This is a genomic window from Emticicia sp. CRIBPO (genome assembly GCF_009905725.1).
Classification (GTDB): domain Bacteria; phylum Bacteroidota; class Bacteroidia; order Cytophagales; family Spirosomataceae; genus Leadbetterella.
On the sequence record NZ_JAAAKV010000004.1, the window covers coordinates 77,411 to 92,012 of the forward strand.

Consider the following 14,602-nt stretch of genomic DNA (forward strand, 5'->3'; position numbering starts at 1 on the left):
ACCACAGGGCGTTGTTATCATTTTCAGTATATTTTCAGGCCTGTGTTTTTTCACTTTCCGTTTTCAGCTGATGGAGCCAGTAAGTAATGCCTTTTTTAAGCGATTTATTCATCATGGAACTTAACAAACTCATCAGCCAGCCTTCCATGCTTTCTTCAACTCTGACAAGGGTGCCGTCGTTTTTCGTTTCTAAAAACCAATTGTGGATGGCGGTTGCCCCGAAAGTTTTGCCCGTCCAGCCCAATACTTTATTTTCTTCCGCCCTGCTGAATGTTGATTTGATTTTTGATCCGTTGATTTTCCAGACAAATGTTTCCCCGGGAATTGCATAGCCTGTCAGGTTAGCCTGAGAAATGTCCTTATGCCATCCGGTCCAGGCATTTACGTCTGTTAAAATTTTCCAGACGGTTTCAGGACTTGCGTGGATCAGGATTTCTGCGGTTTGTCTGACGGGTGCGTTCTGATTGATTTCCATTTTTGTAAAGATTAAATGCTTTGAAAAATAATAAGCCAAAGGTCAGGGCTATTTCTTTCATTGCTCTTGACAAAAATCAAGAAGTTCGTTTTTTTCTGATTCTGCTGAAGGTTTCAGGTGTCATTCCAAGCATGGAGGCCAGGTATTGAAGCGGTACGAGATTAAATAAGTGAGGAGCATACCGGAAGAACCGGTCATAACGCTCTTCTGCACTAAGGGAAAGATGGCTGACAACCCTGTCTTCAAGAATAGTGAAGCACCTTGCAATAAATAGTTTTTCAAGCTCTGTCCATTTTGGCAAAAGCTCCGCGATTCTTTGATAGTCTGTCTTGCTGATTGCCCATATTTCACAATCGGTCAGGGCCTGGAGATTCCATCTGGAAGGCGAGTCAAAGAGAAATCCAGCCAGGTCAACTACAAAATATCCTGGTGTGGCTATCCATTTGGTCACTTCCTTTCCGTCACTCAGCATAAATTCACGTACAATACCTGATTGTACAAAACCCAGCCTGTGTGCATAAGCTCCTTCTTTCAGGAAGAAATCATTTTTTCGGATCTTAACCGGCTGAAAAAAGGAAAGTATTATTTCAAGGTCATCATTCGTAACCCCAAAATAAGACCGGATGTATTTTTTTAGTTCGTTTTGCATCGTGCAGGTCAGCGGGGATAATCCTGATGTTTCTTAATTTTCCTGATCTGGTTAAGGTGCCTGTCAACATGCTCAAAAATAAAAATATACAACTGGTGAACGTTGGCGTAGGCGTTGTAATATTCCCGGAGATTGAGTTTGTTGTCCTGCAACGATTTTATCGTGTCAGCCCGTCTGCTTAAAAACCAGGCCAGGTTGTTTTCACCGGAATTAATACCCAGGGGCACGGTGTAGCTGAAAGGCTTGGTATATTCAACGGCTTTGTGTGGCGTGGTTTCTTTTGAATACCCTATAAATTCACTGTCAGGTGCGGCTTTCCGTAAACTGTCACGGCCGGCACTGAAAGCACTGCTGATTTCATGCTGAAACAATAACTCCCAGATGGCCATGTGTTCGACTACCTGGCTTGCAGACCAGCGGTCGGGGCTTTCTTTGAAATTCCATTGTTCAGCAGTCATTCCTGCACTTTCTTTCTGTAACTCTTCCCTTGATCTGTAGAGATTGTCCAGCAGGAATTTTCTATCCTGTTCTGTCCAAACGGGTTTTTGAGCAAAAGAGCCCAGGGTCATCATCATTAGCAGGAAGGCATAAAGCAGTTTCTTTTTCATAGCTTGAGATTTTAGGTTTGCAGGCGGCAATTTACTGAAAATATAAGTCCGTACCCTCCCGCATAATGCAGGAGGAATCCGGCAGAAGACCTGCCGGATTCCGGGTATGTTTTAATGCTTTTATTCTTTTGTCATCGGAAATTCCTTCTTAGAAAAACTACCGTTCCGGTTGCCTTCGATACTTGCCAGCAATTTGCCGGGAGAGAGAAGGGTGTAGGTAATCCTTTGCGGATAATCATGGGTAGGGTTTTCCGAAATAAAACCGGTGGCAGTAAGGGAAATGATCTTAAAAGGAATCGCTTTCCCGTCGTTTTGCCCTGAAACAGTAGAAATATAAAACATTTCTTTATTCCGGCTTACCAGTTCGATGGTCTCCTGGGGCATTTTACTGCCGTCATTGGTCGTGAAAAATGCCTTCTGGGTCATAGTGCTGTCGTTGACATATTTCCATTCTTCGCTTATGGTTCCGTTTTTGACTTTCATGGTCCAGGTGCCTTCCAGCCATTTCAGGTCCGGGATGCCCAGGGGTTTTGTCTGTGCTTTTGTCACGAAAAAAGAAGCGGCCAAAGCCAGGGTCAGCAGCAATCTTGTTTTATTTTTCATTTTGCTTTAATGAATAGAGTGTAAAGCTAATTTATTTCCTTCAGTATCCAAAAATAGGGCAAAATATCCCATTTCAGGGCTGATCTGAGTTTTCGGAACGATGATTTTTCCGTTCAGGCCTTCTACTTTGTCCAGCATTTCCTGCAGGTTGTCGCCTCCGTTGAGATAGACCGTCAGGCCTTCGGCTGAGGGTACATAGCCTTCGCCCTGAACAATGGCCCCGGAAACATTTTCACCGTCAGAGGGCAGGAAACCCATCCGGGTACCGAACATTTCGGTTTCGCTGATTTCAGCGTTGAGTAATGTGCTGTAAAATGAAGTGGCTCTTTCAAAATCAAGAGCGGGGATCTCAAACCAGTTGACTAAATTTTGCATAAGTAATCGTTTTTAATGTTTATCTGATGCAAAATTCAGGAACTAAGACGCCTCAAAATTGTAAAATTGCGACCAGTTTTTTCAGCTGTTGAAATATTTGGCCAATTCCATGTCTTCGGCGAAGTATTGTTTGGGGTTAAATCCGGTAAATTCTCTGAAATCCTTAATGAAATGGGCCTGATCATAAAATCCGCCTTCGTAGGCCAGGGCGGTGAGGCTGTTAAACTGGCGTTTTTCAAGAAGGTTCAGAACATTCTGAAAACGGATGATCCGCGAAAGATGTTTGGGACTGAGGCCTACCGCTTCAATAAATTTCCTTTCCAGCTGGCGTCTCCCGATCGAAAGGTCATTCGCCAGGTCGTCTATCGAAATCATCCCGTTTGATTTAAAAATAGAGTCAACACAATGGTCGGTGAACAGATGACGGGCTTTGAAGTTCCGGAGTTTTTTCAGGAGAAATGACTCGATAAGTTCAATCCTCAGGGCGTTGGTCCGGGCATTGAGGATGCGGTCTTCCAATACATCTCCCTCTTTCCCCCACAGTTCGCTGACGGTCGGCGTCTGATCTGTCAGTTCGTCAATCCGATAAGGTAGAAACGGACGAAGGCCGTTAGGCGTAAAGCGTACGCTGAAAATCCCGGCAGAACCTGTGGGTTCTATTTCAATAAACCGCGTGACCTGCCCGTGTACAAAACTTCTCGGCTGAATGATGATCTCGTCGTTCCGGTGGTATTTCTGAAAGAGGTCACCGAAATGAAAAAGCAGTTCGATACAGCCGTCTGCAAATACACGCTGACGGGCAGGAGGCTCCTCTGTTTTGGAAACCTCCAGACTCCAGTAGCATTTGATGTATTTACCCAGAGGCAGGCAGGGGCTGTAAACCTGGTAATCCATGTGTCATCTTTATCGTCAGATAAAAATAGTTGTTTTTGCATGAAAAATAAAAAAGATGTTCTTTTTGCTGTAAGCTTTAAGACGTAAGCTTTAATGATGAAGAAGAGCATTCCAGGCATCCTTTAGATAAGCTCAGCCATGCATATAATCTGCAGGATGAAACTGAATAATCTGACCCGGATATGGATAATGTTACAAAGAGCATCAATAATGCAGCACCAACCCGGCTCCTACACCCATGTCACTGTCATAATGAACAGAAGCTGAAATGTATTTGGTAAGAACATACCGGGCACCGGCGGCATATTCAAAATCAGAGTTGTACATACCCCAGAGCCGTAAACGGCTGGTGACCGGAATGTCGTCTCGGCTGACCTGCAGCCTCATGTTTCCGGTATGGTCGGCCCTTAAGTCGGCTACGATAAACCAGGGTAAGGTGTATTGAAGACCCAGGCAGATCACCCCGCGGTGGTCTTTGGAATTGGTTTGTCCGAAAATATTCTTTTCTGTGCCTTCGGATTTTCTGTAACGGTAATCCCACCCTGCATAGGCCACCAGGAACTGATTTCTGCCTATGTATCTGCCGAGATGACTTTCTGATTCATAACCTTTTTGTTTGTTGATGCCCAGCCGCCATTCGGTCTGCAGCATCCAGCGGGTATTGGCGAGGGTCAGTTCACCATCACTGCCGTTTGATTCAAGACCGAGTTCGCCACCCAGGTAGAAGCGTTTGTCGTCATGATAGACTTTTTTAAGAGCCTTGACGGGATCAGGAATCTGTGGGTTAGGAGGCGAGTTTTCATAGGTAAATATTTTGCCCATACCACTCATCATGTGGTAAAGGATGTGACAGTGGAAATACCAGTCGCCGTATTCTTCAGCGGCATTGAACTCGATGGTATCCGTTTCCATGGGCATGATATCCAGCACATTTTTCAGCGGGGAATATTCGCCTTGACCGTTGACTACCCTGAAAAAATGACCGTGCAGGTGCATAGGGTGCCGCATCATGGAGTTATTGACCAGGATAATCCGGATGTTTTCTCCTTTTCTGATCAGTATTCTGTCACTTTCTGAAATGGTCTTATTGTCAACCGTCCAGACATAGCGGTTCATGTTGCCCGTCAGCTCAAAACGCATGGTTCTGAAGGGCACATCCGGCAAGGTGGTTTTTTCCGGCGACTTAAGCATGGCATAATTAAGGGTTACGATCCCTGCAGAATCTGCTGCCCCATGCACGGCATGTTCGCCGGGCTCAGCGGCTCCTGTTATTTCAGGATACATCACAGCGTTCATGTCCATTTGCTGAAGGCTCATGTTCATGCCCATGTCGTTCATTTTGCCGCCCAGGGTCATCATGCCGTTCATCATTTTCATGCCTTCAAAGTATTTAAGACGGGGCATGGGTTCCGGGGCTTTTCCATCGGATTTTCCCAGCCACAACAAAGCCCTGCCGGTACGGTCTTCTGAAGTCGCCATAAAGACGGAGGAAGCCTGTACAGTTACAACCACATCATATGTTTCCGAAACACCTACGATCAGCCTGTCCACTTCAACAGGTTCCACATCCACGCCGTCAGAGGCCACAACAGTGATTTTTGATCCGGGATAAGTAAGCCAGAAATAGGTGGAGGCACTGCCGTTGATGACCCTCAGTCTGACCTTTTCGCCTGCTTTGAACTGACTTAACTTTTGGTCACTTTGCCCATTGACAAGAAAACGCTCATAATACACATCGCTGACGTCCATGGCATGCATCCGCTTCCATTCGTTGGTCAGTTTGGTTTTAAAATAGCCTTCTCTGAGGGCTTGTCCGTAATTCTGTGAAGCTCCTTTTTTGATGGCATACCAGTCGGTGGCGTAGTGCAGCGACCTTTCTATCTGATGCGGATTTTCATCACTCCAGTCGCTCAGGAGGACGGTATGTTCCTTGTATTGAGATTTTTCTCTTTTGTGAATGATGAAAGCCCCGTACATGCCCGATTGCTCTTGCAGCATGGTGTGTGAGTGATACCAGTATGTGCCGCTTTGCCTGATCGGGAATTTATAAATGTGGGTCGAGTGGCTTTTGATGGGAGCCGTCGTGAGATAAGGTACACCATCCTGCTCGTTGGGCAGCAAAAGCCCATGCCAGTGGATGGAAGTTTCATGGTGCATCCTGTTGTGCACATAAATGAGGGCCGTGTCCCCTTCCGTAAAATGCAGTTCAGGAGCAGGGATCTGCCCGTTGATCGCAATCGCCATTTTGCTTTTCCCGGTGTAGGAGACTGTGGTGTCTTTCACATACAAATCATACCGGATGGTCTTTTGAGCGAATAATTGAAATGAACTGAAAACCAAAGCAAAAAGAGCAACGCTGTATTTCATATCGTCGAAAGATTTAAAAAGGAAGAGAGCCGTTCAGGTTACTTAAGCACTTCTTTGACACTGCCGCAGGTCAGCATCGACTTGCCGTAATAAGGATTTTTGACGGCTGATTCTGAACTGAGCCAGTAGCTCTTTTTCATCGGACAAAACTGGTAGTAAATAGCTTCTCCGGATGCAATGCTCTTCGCCACCGGGTACATATTTTCTGAAAGTGTCGAGAAAGCTTTTCTTTGTTTTTCAATGTCTTTTGAAGCACTGATCGCTTCGGCGTCTTTCAGTATTTTGGTGGCATAACCCGCCCATACTTTTTGCTGTGCCGCGGTTAAGTCCTGGGTTTTGACTGCCTTTATTTTGGCCACGAATGTTTCAGCGGAGGCTTTGGCCACCATGTCCTTGACCAGGTCATTTTTCAGTGCCAGGTAAGCCTGGTAGGTTTCTTTCAAAGGGTCCTGTGCTTCAGCGGCTGATGCTGTGAACAGCAGGGATGAAAAAAGGAATAAAGACAAAAACAACTTTTTCATAATCTTGTGAGTTTAATTTGATGATACAAAAGTCGGAATTAAAATCAAGAGCGTCATTATATCTTTTTCGGGATGATTTATATCTTTTTCCTGGTTAAGGCTTTATAAATCAAGAGAATTGCTTAAGATCCGGAAGGCTGGATAAAATCCCACAGATTGCCGTAAAGGTCTTCAAAAACACCTACCATGCCGTAGGGTTCTGTGACAGGGCCTCTGACAAATTTAATGCCTTTGGCGGTCATTTGTGTGTAATCACGCATAAAATCATCGGTATAGAGAAAGAGAAATACCCGGCCTCCTGTCTGGTTCCCGACGCGGCTTTCTTGCAGTTCGCCCACAGCTTTGGCCAGCAATAAAGAGCAGCCTCCATTGCCTTTGGGAGCCACTACCACCCATCTTTTGGTTTCACTCATTACGGTATCTTCAATGAGTTCAAAGCCGAGTTTTTGGGTGTAAAAGTTGATGGCTTCGTCATAATCGTTCACTACGAGGGCTATTTGGGCTATTTTTTGTTGCATTATGTTGTTGTTTTAAAAGACAAAAATAGGAAGAAGTCTGCGTAGTTTGAAATTATTAAGCCGCAGTGAGAGAAGCCGGACAGGAAATGTGTGACCCGTTCAGGGTCGGAATCACCCGGTGATATATGATTGCTATAAATATGTGAATCCGTTGGATTCATTACCGGACTTTCCTTCGTTTTTTTGGTGACGGATCAGATATTTGCAGAAAATGATACCGGACGGTGCGTCTGAAGATGCCGGACAGCTTTGCTTTATAATAGCCCTGAAGGGGTTAAATGTTTATAGAAATAATCGGCCGTCGAAATATTACGGCCGTGACGGGATCACACGTGTTTTATCAGGATTATTAAACATAAGGAGCTGCCTATGGAAATTACCTGTTCAGATCTTACTCAAAATCTTCCTGTCCACATAAAAAGTCCCGAAAGGAATCAGGCAGGAAATCAGGACTTTCCAGGTCACTTCCGAGAATTTCCATTGGTGTGAGATACTGACACTTATGGCATTGATCACAAATAACAGGAACAATACACCATGTATGGGTCCGATGGCTTTTACAAGGCCGGGGTTTTGGCCCATGTATTTGACCGGAACAGCGATAAAAACCAGGATGATGAGCGAAAGGCCTTCCAGCAGACCAAGAAGTCTTAATCGGCCGACAGAGGTATTTAAATATTTTTTCATGGTCAGAAGGGTCTGATATAAGGACGGTTAGCTAGGGGAGAAAATGGCCAGGGGATGGAAATGAAAATAATCAGCAGGGCAACCACAAACCAGGTAAACATGGTTTTGAATTTTTCGGCGTCTGTTGCTTTTCTTTTGGAAACGGCTGATCCGAAGGTGATGACCATGATGGCTGCAAACATCAGGATCATGTGCACCGAACCGAAAAACCAGGAATCTCCCTGGCTGAACGACTGCTTCATATGGCCCAGGAAATACCTGATCACCGGACTGGCAAAATACAAGGTAAAGCCGATCATCAGCTGGATATGTGAAATGGTAGCTGTCCAATGACGGATGGCATTATCGGCTTTCGTAAAGACGGCTCCGGTGGCATAGCCTCTGTATGCTCTGAAAATAGCATAAACAAGACTCACTAACACCAGCCAGCGGAATATGGAATGAAAGAATAGTAAATTTGTATACATGAGATACGGTTTTTGATGCCGCAAAGTTCGCTGAAAGATGACAGAACTGCTAGGACAGTACAGGCAGATTTCAGGATTTTTCAATCATTTTTGGCGTTTAGCTTTTTAGATGTTGGGGGTTTGGTTGCTTGGGTGATTCCTGTATTCAACAGGAAGGTTTCAGATGGTGACGCCATTAACCCCCTGAATTTAAGCCTGTTTGTTTCCTGTAATGGAAAATAATCCTTAATTTAGCAAAAAGACGATGCTACATTCTAAACACGATTGAAAATGATTTCAGCCAGACCTACCGTTCAACCAACTGCCTTTTTTGCGGGTACAGCGACTTCGTTGCGATATATTTCCTGCCTGCTTGTTTTGTTGCTCTTACTTTCATGTGGTAAAGAATCTGTCAGCGAACCTGAGCCCGTTGATCCTTTATTACAGGTCAAAATGGAAGATCTGGTCGGAAAATGGAAAGCAAAAGATTCGGAAGAATCCATTGAATTTACCAAAAAGGAAGGAGGTAACGGATATTACGGCGTTTATGTGTACTATTCGGACTGGTACAAAGGGTATGACACAGTGCGGGGCTCTGCCTATTTTCATCCGGTAGGCAGCATTCAAACCCCCGACAGGGTGGGAGTGAACAAAACGCCTGAAATAAAGACACAATTTACCTATTTCTATATACATGTCGAATTCGTGATTGATGCTTCAGGCAACAAACTCATCCGGTCGAAAGGGCTGAACCCTGTTTTTTATTACAAGGAAGAATAATTAGTCTACTTTTTTGAAAACCAGGGTTTCTTTATCCGGGTTGGACAGCACCAGTCTGTTGTTGGCTATGTAATAGGTGGTGGATGCTGCAAGGGCCTGCAAAAACTCACTTTCCTTATTGCCTGGCTGGCACATCATCAGCGTGGTGGCCGCTTTTTCAAACCTCAGTATCTTCTTTTCATAAAACAGCTGACCCCTCATCCGGTTGCAGCCCGCATAGCCCATAAAAGTATTTTCAGCGGCGTTGATTTCCATGTTAGGCAATTCTTTTTGAAAATCAGTGGGGCTGACGACCTTACCCGACATTTTCTCAAGTACCCAGATATCATGCAGGCGGTAATCTGTTACGTATTGACCACAGCCCGAAAGGGTTTTGAAATCCTTGTCGTTTTTACCTTTTACCTGGACAGTAACCTTATACGGGAATTTTGCTCCTGACATTTCATTGACACACTCTTGCTGGGCAATCTGGACATTAAGTTGTCCCAGGTAAGAAGTACTTCTGTACAGTTTCACGTTGGCATCCATGGCCAGTATCGGGTCTGAATGATGGAATGTGAGTTTTTCGGTGCCTTCGGATAAGGAAGTGAACTCGATGCTTTCGTCAGATATTTTCAGTCCCCAGAAGGGCTCCACGCCTGTGGCTTTGAAATAGGCAGTCGTGTCGGTGGTTTTTTCTGCCTGTGCTTTTTCTCCTGAATTCATTGTGCCTGTTTTTTTGAGTGGCTGGCAGGCCGTTAAGGCTGCCAGTACGGCCACTTTTAATATTGATTTCATGTTTGGATCAATCTGTTTTTTTGAATTTTAAAAGCTCTACGTCTCCCTTGTACAGACTCAGGAAGTTGCCGTTCAGTTGGAAACTGTCTGCCTTTTGCAGCATAGACAGAAACTGGCTTTCTCCCTGACCTTCACAAAAACGCATGGTCATCGCTTTTGGTGCCTCAATTTTGATGTTTGTTCCCGAAATCGTAAAAACCGTCGAAAATGGATTGCAACTGGTGTGGCCGTTGACATTCATGTTCTGGAAAGAAATATTGGGTTTTTGCTGCGGATACAGACCTTCGAAAGCAATCCTGAGCCCGGTGATATAAGTCAGTTCCCATTTGCCCTGAGGCAGGGCCGCGGTCTGTTGATGAAACGAGGGCTCGAGCTTGTCCAGCAGGAATAAATAAGGCTTATGCAAATGATTAATAAATACCTCTTTGGGGTCTTGCGGAAAGGCCTTGAAATAGTCCTCATCAGGTCTCAAAACAATGCTGTTGCCTGTTCTGACATAGTTATTGCTTTTGGCATAAGCGGGCATTTCAAGATCAGGGACTACTTTTTTTACCATTTTGGCGGCCATGTTGCCCAGGTATTTTTCAAAGCTTTTCTGAGCTTTTTTGGTAGGTTTGTCCATCTTTCTGTAGACATGCTTCAAGGCTATGTTAACCGGGAATTTCTGTTTGCCCATAATGGTTTTGGCATGTACAAACGGATTGATCCTGTTAAAATCATCCAGTGTCTGGACAGAAAACGGCGTTTCAGGTACCCAGTCGACGGCGTTGATCACATTATAGGCCCATCCGTTCTGGGTAAGTGCTTCATATTCATAAGCAAACTGGAGGTTGCCGGGTTTTGGTCCGGCACTGCAATAGGTTTTAAAACGGATATCTGCGGGCAGTTTGCCCAGTTTTTGCAGCTGATACAAATAAGCGGTAAGCAGGAAGGCAATGCCGCCGCCCTGGCTGTGGCCCACCACAATGACGTTTTTTGTGCCTGATTTATACAGAGAATCTATTCTGGGCACTATCTCAACCGCCTGCACGGCCATACCGTATAGCCAGCCCACGTGTACAGCAGCAGCTGGGTTTTCTGCCAGCTGATATTCAAACGGAGGGTCTCCTTTTTTGAGTTGTAAACTGCCTTTGGCCGGCACCATGGCCGCATAAAAGTTTTCCAGCCAACTGACTGTCTTTTGGGTGGTACCCCGCAAACTGACCACAGCAGTACCTTTATCGTTGGTCCAGAGGTCCCAGGAGTTGTCAAGGCCGATATCGGCAGACTGGTAAAGCATCCTGAAATGCTGGGGTTTGGGGAAGTCTTTTTCGTAATTGGGGCCTTTGACAGACCTGATGGAAATCATCATCATCTCCCTGTATTCTTCTTTGTCGAAGCCGGGTTTGAGGTCCTGGGCCCGGGAAATAAGCGTAATTGAAAGTAACAGAAGTGTAAGTGTTTTTTTCATGGTTGTCTGATGGTAAGTTTTTTTACAGCAATAAACGGAATAATTGAAATTAATGTTTAGAATTGATCCTTTTTATCCATTTCAGAGCCTCGTACCAGATCACAAACAGGAATCCTGAGCCCGCACTTACCAGGGCCTGAACCCAGGTAATGTTTGAAAAATCAAAGAATCTGGCCAGGGGCGTGATCAGCACCAGACAGCATGAAAGCAGAACGGTGATTAAAATGATCAGTGGGATAAGGTTATTTTTGTAAGTAAGGCTGGTGAGGACGGAATAATAAAATGAACGGTTGACAAGCGTCAGAAACACATTAGCTGAGATCAGGGTCATGAAAACCATGGTCCTGGTGGTATCTTCACTGTACGACTGACTTACCGCGTAACGGTAAACCAGTAAAGTGCCGGCGGTAATCATCAGTCCCTGTACGATGCTGTTGAGTAATTCCCTGACATTGAGAAAAGTGTCCGTAAAAGGCCTGGGTTTATTCATCATGGTGTTTTTCTCCATCGGCTCATTTTCATAAATAATAGAGCAGGTTGGTCCCATGATCAGTTCAAGGAAAATGATATGTACCGGAGAAAAAATGTTAGGATATACCCACCCCAGGGCCAGGGGAATAAAGACGGTGAGAATAATGGGAATGTGAATGGAAATGATATACTGAATGGCCTTTTTCAGGTTGTTGTAAATTTTTCTGCCCATGGCTACGGCGTCTACCATTCCCGATAAATCATCATCAGCCAGGATCAGTGAGGCGGCCTGTTTGGCTATTTCAGTGCCTTTTTTACCCATAGCGATGCCGATATGGGCCGCTTTCAGGGCCGGTCCGTCATTGACGCCGTCACCGGTCATGGCCACGATCTGGTTCCGGGCTTTCAAAGCGTTGATGATCTTCAGTTTGGCTTCCGGAAACATACGGGTAAAAAGGTGAAAATCCATCACTTTATCTTTTAAAGTCTCATCAGGCAGCTTCATGAGTTCCTCCCCGGTAATGCTGTTCTCATATCCTTTGAACCCGATCTGGCGGGCGATGGCTGTAGTGGTGGCGGCATTGTCGCCGGTAATGATTTTGACATCAATCCCTGCGGAGTAAAAAGCATTTAAGACAGAGGCAATATTCTTCTTTGGCGGATCATAAAAAGCCACGAGCCCCTTAAAGTCGAACCGGAATTCCTGTTGTGTTTCCGGGAAATTAATGCCCTCAAAACGGGTTTCAGCTACGCCAAGTAACCTCAAACCTTCTTCTGCCAGCGTGACGATCGCCTGCCGGATTTGCCGTTTCTGTTCTTCGTCCAGGTTACATACCTTGATAATCGCTTCAGGAGCTCCCTTGGCTGCAATTATCCTGTTCCCGGTTTTGTTTTCGAAGACATGGGTCATCATCGGCGGCTTTCCTCCGAGCGGGTATTCATGAACCAGGCTATAATCAGGTCTTTCGTCGGTTGTAACAGAAGATGAATAAGCCTGATGCAATGCTGTTTCCATAGGGTCAAACGGATGTGGTTCACTGCTCCACATCGCCATCCTGACAAGGTCTTTTTCATCATTGTCAAACGCTTTTCCGATGTCAGATATCCGGTTGTTTTTCAGGGTGAAGAGCCGGGCAAGCGACATTTTGTTTTCGGTGATGGTGCCTGTTTTGTCCGTGCATATCACCGTGGCACTCCCCAGGGTCTCAACGGTTTTCATTTGTTTTACGACGATGCCCATTTTCATTAACCGCCAGGCTCCGAGAGCCATAAAAGTAGTAAAAGCAACAGGTATTTCTTCTGGTAAAATGCTCATGGCCAGGGTCAGGGCCTTTAACAGACTGTCGACAACTTTCTGATTTTGCCAGTAGTTAATGAGCCAGACGATGATAAAAACAACCAGTCCTGTGATCACCATTTTTTTTACAAAATTGTTGATCTGAAGTTCAAGAGGAGTTTTTTCTTCTTTGATTTCCTCCAGGCTTTTACCGATTTTTCCCAGTCGTGTATCTTTCCCGATGGCAGTAACTGTAGCCACTGCAAGCCCGCTGACCACCGTTGTGCCGTGATACACCAAAGGGTCTTCTTTATCTGCAGTCTTATCAACGGACATGGACTCTCCTGTGAGAATTGATTCGTTCACAGAAAAGTCGTTGGAATGCACGATGATTCCGTCAGCAGGAATTAAAGAACCCTCCTCGATCACCATACTGTCTCCGCTTACGATGTCTTCACTCAGGATTTCAACGATTACACCATCACGGATTACTTTGCTTAGCGGCTGGCTGAATGTTTTCAGTTTATCCAGGGCACTGCGGCTGCGGGAGTCCTGGTAAAGAGAAATAACAGATACGAGTACAATGGCTGAGGCCATGAAAAGCCCGTCTCCTGTTTCACCGCTGATGAAGTAGATGGAGGAAGTAATAAGCAGTAAAATAACCATGGGTTCTTTCACCAGGCTTTTAACGGCTTCCCATACAGGGTATTCTTTTTTGTAGTCAGACCGGTTGAAGCCGTATTTTCTGGCAGATTCCGCCACCTCTGCAGCGTCGAGTCCCCGGATATTAAAGTGATTTTCAGGCATAACCCTTGGTTTAAGGGGGATCTAAATAAGTTCAGTTAAAGATACAAATTCATTCCTGATTATGATTTCTTTCGTACATAAATGTGCTTGATGTTGTTCTTGCCGCTTTCCCGTTCATCTATTTCAAAAGTATGAATGCTCCTGAGGAGGGGCAGCATCTTGGGGAAACCAAAGTTACGGGGGTCAAAATCAGGTTTTTTCTTCAGCATCAGGTTGCCTAATTCACCGAGGAAAGTCCAGCCGTTTTCATCGGCCAGGTCAGCTATACTGTCTGAAAAAAGTTTGATCACCGCCGGGTCGATCTTGCTGAGCGGTTCTTTACGTTTGGTTTTCGAAGATTCATTTTTCTCGCCTTTGACCGGAGCCGGGTGGTCGGGTTTAAGGATTTCGAGGTAGATAAACTTATCACAGGCCGTGATAAAAGGCTGTAAGGTTTTCTTTTCGCCGATGCCGATGACTTTCATGCCGGCCTCGCGGAGACGGGTGGCCAGCCGGGTAAAATCACTGTCGCTCGACACGATGCAGAAACCACCGACTTTCCCGGTATAGAGAATGTCCATGGCATCAATGATGAGGGCACTGTCACTGGCGTTTTTGCCGGTCGAGTAACTGTATTGCTGTATCGGGGTGATGGCGTTTTCGAGCAGGACTTTCTTCCAGCCCGCTACAGTAGGCTTGGTCCAGTCGGCGTAAATGCGTTTAAAAGTCGGGGTGCCGTATTTGGCTATTTCTTCAAACATTTCCTTCACGTTGGCGTAAGGAACATTGTCTGCGTCTATCAGGACGGCCAGTTTCAGGTCATTGGGTGTTTCCATGGTGTTGAATTTATCCATACGAAGGTAATTGTTTATCAGTTGTTTAAATGGATTTGGAAGAAAAAAATTAAAACCCGGTCCCC

16 protein-coding genes are annotated in these 14,602 nt (G+C 45.3%); 1 reads left to right on the forward strand and 15 read right to left on the reverse strand.

Annotated features, from left to right (window positions below):
• Positions 1 to 34 precede the first annotated feature (34 nt).
• The 11 genes from GVN16_RS09285 to GVN16_RS09335 all read right to left on the reverse strand — a co-directional run bounded on the left by GVN16_RS09285 (position 35) and on the right by GVN16_RS09335 (position 8,164).
• On the reverse strand, positions 35 to 475 hold the full coding sequence (locus GVN16_RS09285; RefSeq protein WP_166563607.1) for an SRPBCC family protein: 441 nt from the start codon (positions 473 to 475) through the stop codon (positions 35 to 37).
• A 76-nt stretch (positions 476 to 551) separates the two neighbouring features.
• Positions 552 to 1,124, reverse strand: coding sequence for a Crp/Fnr family transcriptional regulator (locus tag GVN16_RS09290; RefSeq protein ID WP_166563608.1), 573 nt, complete (start codon positions 1,122 to 1,124; stop codon positions 552 to 554).
• Positions 1,125 to 1,132: 8 nt separating this feature from the next.
• Positions 1,133 to 1,732 carry a DinB family protein gene (locus tag GVN16_RS09295; RefSeq protein ID WP_166563609.1) on the reverse strand — a complete coding sequence of 200 codons (600 nt, stop codon included), beginning with the start codon at positions 1,730 to 1,732 and terminating at the stop codon, positions 1,133 to 1,135.
• Positions 1,733 to 1,852: 120 nt separating this feature from the next.
• Positions 1,853 to 2,335, reverse strand: a complete 483-nt coding sequence (locus tag GVN16_RS09300; RefSeq protein ID WP_166563610.1) for a DUF6265 family protein — start codon at positions 2,333 to 2,335, stop codon at positions 1,853 to 1,855.
• Between the two features lie 6 nt (positions 2,336 to 2,341).
• Positions 2,342 to 2,710, reverse strand: a complete 369-nt coding sequence (locus GVN16_RS09305; RefSeq protein ID WP_166563611.1) for a VOC family protein — start codon at positions 2,708 to 2,710, stop codon at positions 2,342 to 2,344.
• A gap of 81 nt (positions 2,711 to 2,791) precedes the next feature.
• Positions 2,792 to 3,604 (reverse strand): helix-turn-helix transcriptional regulator, encoded by an 813-nt coding sequence (locus tag GVN16_RS09310; RefSeq protein ID WP_166563612.1) that lies wholly within the window; start codon positions 3,602 to 3,604, stop codon positions 2,792 to 2,794.
• 204 nt (positions 3,605 to 3,808) lie between these two features.
• Complete coding sequence (locus GVN16_RS09315; protein ID WP_166563613.1) at positions 3,809 to 5,971, reverse strand: multicopper oxidase domain-containing protein; 2,163 nt, start codon at positions 5,969 to 5,971, stop codon at positions 3,809 to 3,811.
• Positions 5,972 to 6,009: 38 nt separating this feature from the next.
• Positions 6,010 to 6,492: a DUF3347 domain-containing protein gene (locus tag GVN16_RS09320; protein ID WP_166563614.1), complete on the reverse strand. Its 483-nt coding sequence runs from the start codon at positions 6,490 to 6,492 to the stop codon at positions 6,010 to 6,012.
• 122 nt (positions 6,493 to 6,614) lie between these two features.
• Positions 6,615 to 7,010 (reverse strand): VOC family protein, encoded by a 396-nt coding sequence (locus GVN16_RS09325; RefSeq protein ID WP_166563615.1) that lies wholly within the window; start codon positions 7,008 to 7,010, stop codon positions 6,615 to 6,617.
• A 384-nt stretch (positions 7,011 to 7,394) separates the two neighbouring features.
• Entirely contained in the window at positions 7,395 to 7,697 is a 303-nt protein-coding gene (locus GVN16_RS09330) for a DUF3817 domain-containing protein (protein ID WP_166563616.1), read from the reverse strand.
• Between the two features lie 2 nt (positions 7,698 to 7,699).
• Positions 7,700 to 8,164, reverse strand: coding sequence for a hypothetical protein (locus GVN16_RS09335; protein ID WP_166563617.1), 465 nt, complete (start codon positions 8,162 to 8,164; stop codon positions 7,700 to 7,702).
• A gap of 270 nt (positions 8,165 to 8,434) precedes the next feature.
• On the opposite strand from GVN16_RS09335, the gene GVN16_RS09340 reads away from it, so the two are divergent.
• Positions 8,435 to 8,923 carry a hypothetical protein gene (locus GVN16_RS09340; RefSeq protein ID WP_166563618.1) on the forward strand — a complete coding sequence of 163 codons (489 nt, stop codon included), beginning with the start codon at positions 8,435 to 8,437 and terminating at the stop codon, positions 8,921 to 8,923.
• On the opposite strand, the gene GVN16_RS09345 is transcribed toward GVN16_RS09340, so the two are convergent.
• From GVN16_RS09345 to GVN16_RS09360, 4 genes are read right to left on the reverse strand one after another with little or no spacing between them, the layout of a single operon-like run.
• Complete coding sequence (locus GVN16_RS09345; RefSeq protein WP_166563619.1) at positions 8,924 to 9,700, reverse strand: META domain-containing protein; 777 nt, start codon at positions 9,698 to 9,700, stop codon at positions 8,924 to 8,926. It lies immediately after the preceding gene.
• 7 nt (positions 9,701 to 9,707) lie between these two features.
• On the reverse strand, positions 9,708 to 11,150 hold the full coding sequence (locus GVN16_RS09350; protein ID WP_166563620.1) for a lipase family protein: 1,443 nt from the start codon (positions 11,148 to 11,150) through the stop codon (positions 9,708 to 9,710).
• Positions 11,151 to 11,199: 49 nt separating this feature from the next.
• The gene (locus tag GVN16_RS09355) at positions 11,200 to 13,704 is read right to left on the reverse strand and encodes a cation-translocating P-type ATPase (protein WP_166563621.1); all 2,505 of its coding nucleotides are present in this window, start codon (positions 13,702 to 13,704) and stop codon (positions 11,200 to 11,202) included.
• Between the two features lie 59 nt (positions 13,705 to 13,763).
• Entirely contained in the window at positions 13,764 to 14,537 is a 774-nt protein-coding gene (locus tag GVN16_RS09360) for an NYN domain-containing protein (protein ID WP_229244111.1), read from the reverse strand.
• Between the last annotated feature and the right edge of the window lie 65 nt (positions 14,538 to 14,602).